General features: G+C 69.6%; 2 protein-coding genes. Both read left to right on the plus strand.

Annotated features, from left to right (window positions below):
• Positions 1–629: tetratricopeptide repeat protein (locus VF697_RS24100; RefSeq protein WP_331098828.1), on the plus strand; the 629-nt coding region annotated here is incomplete at its 5' end.
• Between the two features lie 144 nt (positions 630–773).
• The coding region (locus tag VF697_RS24105) for a right-handed parallel beta-helix repeat-containing protein (RefSeq protein ID WP_331098829.1) at positions 774–2,180 on the plus strand (1,407 nt) is incomplete at its 3' end.

A 2,180-nucleotide genomic window follows, 5' to 3' on the forward strand; every position in this document is an offset into this window, starting at 1 on the left:
CACGCGCGGCCACCCTCTACAAGAAGGCGTGCGACAAGGGCCACCTGGACGCGTGCAACAACCTCGGCATCGCCTACGCGGAAGGCGTGGGGGTGAAGAAGGATCCGAAGCAGGCCCTCACCCTCTTCGAGAAGACCTGTAAGGCCGAGGACGCGAAGGGCTGCTTCAACGTGGGCCTCACCCGCCAGTCAGGCGTCGGGGTCGAGCAGGATCCGGCGAGCGCCGCCACCTACTTCGCGAAGGCGTGCGACAAGGGCCACGCCGATGGCTGCTTCACCCTCGGCATGGCCCATGCGCAGGGCAGGGGGGTGAACAAGGATCCGGTGCGCGCCGCGGAGTTCCTCTCGAAGGCGTGCGAGGCGGGGAACAAGGTTGGCTGCAGCGTGCTCGGCGTGGCCTACATGATGGGAAACGGCGTGAAGCAGGACATGAAGCGAGCCGTGTCCCTCTTCGAGCAGGGCTGTGACGCGGGAGTGGCGGCGGGCTGCCTCAACCTCGGCATCGCCCACCGGCAGGGCAATGGCGTGGCGAAGAATCCGGAGCGCGCCAAGGCCCTCATCCAGAAGGCGTGTGACTCCGGGCTCCCCGCCGCCTGTGACGCGCTCCGGGCCTCCTCCAAGGCTCCCTGAGAGGAGGGGTCCTGGAAGTGGGAGAAAGGGGCCGCGTGTCGCTCTGTCGTTTATGGGCACTCCGCGGGGCGGCCCCCTTGATGCCGGCTGTTCTCGTGGCGAACTTCGGCGCCGCGGTGGGGGCGGGAACGAGGGGGGCGTGGGATGACGCGAGCGACGAGTGGCGGGCGAAGCCTCAAGGGCGCGTGCGGAGTGTTCACCTGCCTGCTGCTGCTCGCCTGTGAGCCGGAGACGCCCGCGACGGAGCTGCCCGCAGGTGCACAGTCCCCTCAGCCCCCAGAGCTTCCCCAGCAAGAGCCGACGGGTCAGGAGCCAGCGGGCCAGGAGCCGACGACGGGTCAGGAGCCGACGACGGGTCAGGCACCGACGAGCCAGGAGCCCACAGGCCGGAGCTGGTACGTGAGCCCGAAGGGCTCGGACGGCGCGGCGGGCACGCGCGAGGCCCCGCTGCGCACCCTCGGCCGGGCGGTGGCGCTCGCGGGTCCGGGCGAGGTCATCCGGGTGCTGCCGGGCGTGTACCCGGAGACGCTCGTCCTGCCGTCCCGGGGCCCGGGAGCGGCCGCTGTCACCCTGCGCGGAGAGGGCTCGCCGCGTCCAACCCTGGTGCCAGGGGACAAGACCCGAAGCTCGGTCATCCGCGTGCAGGGGCGCTGGAACCTGGAGAACCTGCACATCGACGTCGGTGGCGCGCGGATGTTCGCCGTCCTCTTCGACGGCAACGCCAGCCAGTCCTCGCTGTCCGGCAGCGAGCTGCGCGGAGGGACTTCCGGCGCGGGAGTGGTCGTGGAGGGCGCGCGGAACATCACGGTGCAGGGCAACTCCATCCACCACTTCATCAAGTCCGGGGATGACTCGCATGGCGTGGCGGTGGTGGGCCCGTCCCGAGACATCGTCATCCGCAACAACGACATCCATCACGACTCGGGCGACTCCATCCAGTGCCAGGGGACCACGGCTCCCGTCGAGAACGTGCTCATCGAAGGCAACACGTTGCACGACGAGGGCGAGAACGGGGTGGACATCAAGGGTTGCCGGCGCGTCGTCGTGCGAGGCAACACCCTCTACGGGTTTCCCAACACGGCGATCCGCCCGGCGGGCAGTTCAGCCGGGGAGGCGGTGATCCTTCACGAGGCCGCCTACAACATCGTCATCCAGGGCAACTCCATCTCCCGCGCGGGCCGGGGCGTGTCGATCGTGGGCCAGGGCACTCCGTCCGAGTACGTGTGGGTGCGGGACAATCACTTCCAGGACATCCGCAACCTGCCGGAAGGCAACGGGCAGGCCATCCGCATCGCGAGTGCCGGGAAGGTGTGGGTGGAGGGCAACACCGTCGCGGACACGGCCAGCTATGGGCTGATGCTGGCGGCGGACGGCGGCGTGGTGCCAGGGCTCGTCGTCAGGAACAACATCCTGCGGGGAGGCACGCGGCCGTTCCTGCTGCGACTGGGACCCGAGCAGTCCCGTCCGGGGGCGCTGCTGGAGGACAACCACTACGCCGAGGGCGGCGTGCTGAAGGCCGATGGGGTGGTGGAGCAGCTCACCCTGTCGTCA

The sequence above is a fragment of the Archangium sp. genome (assembly GCF_036388035.1).
Lineage (GTDB): Bacteria > Myxococcota > Myxococcia > Myxococcales > Myxococcaceae > Archangium.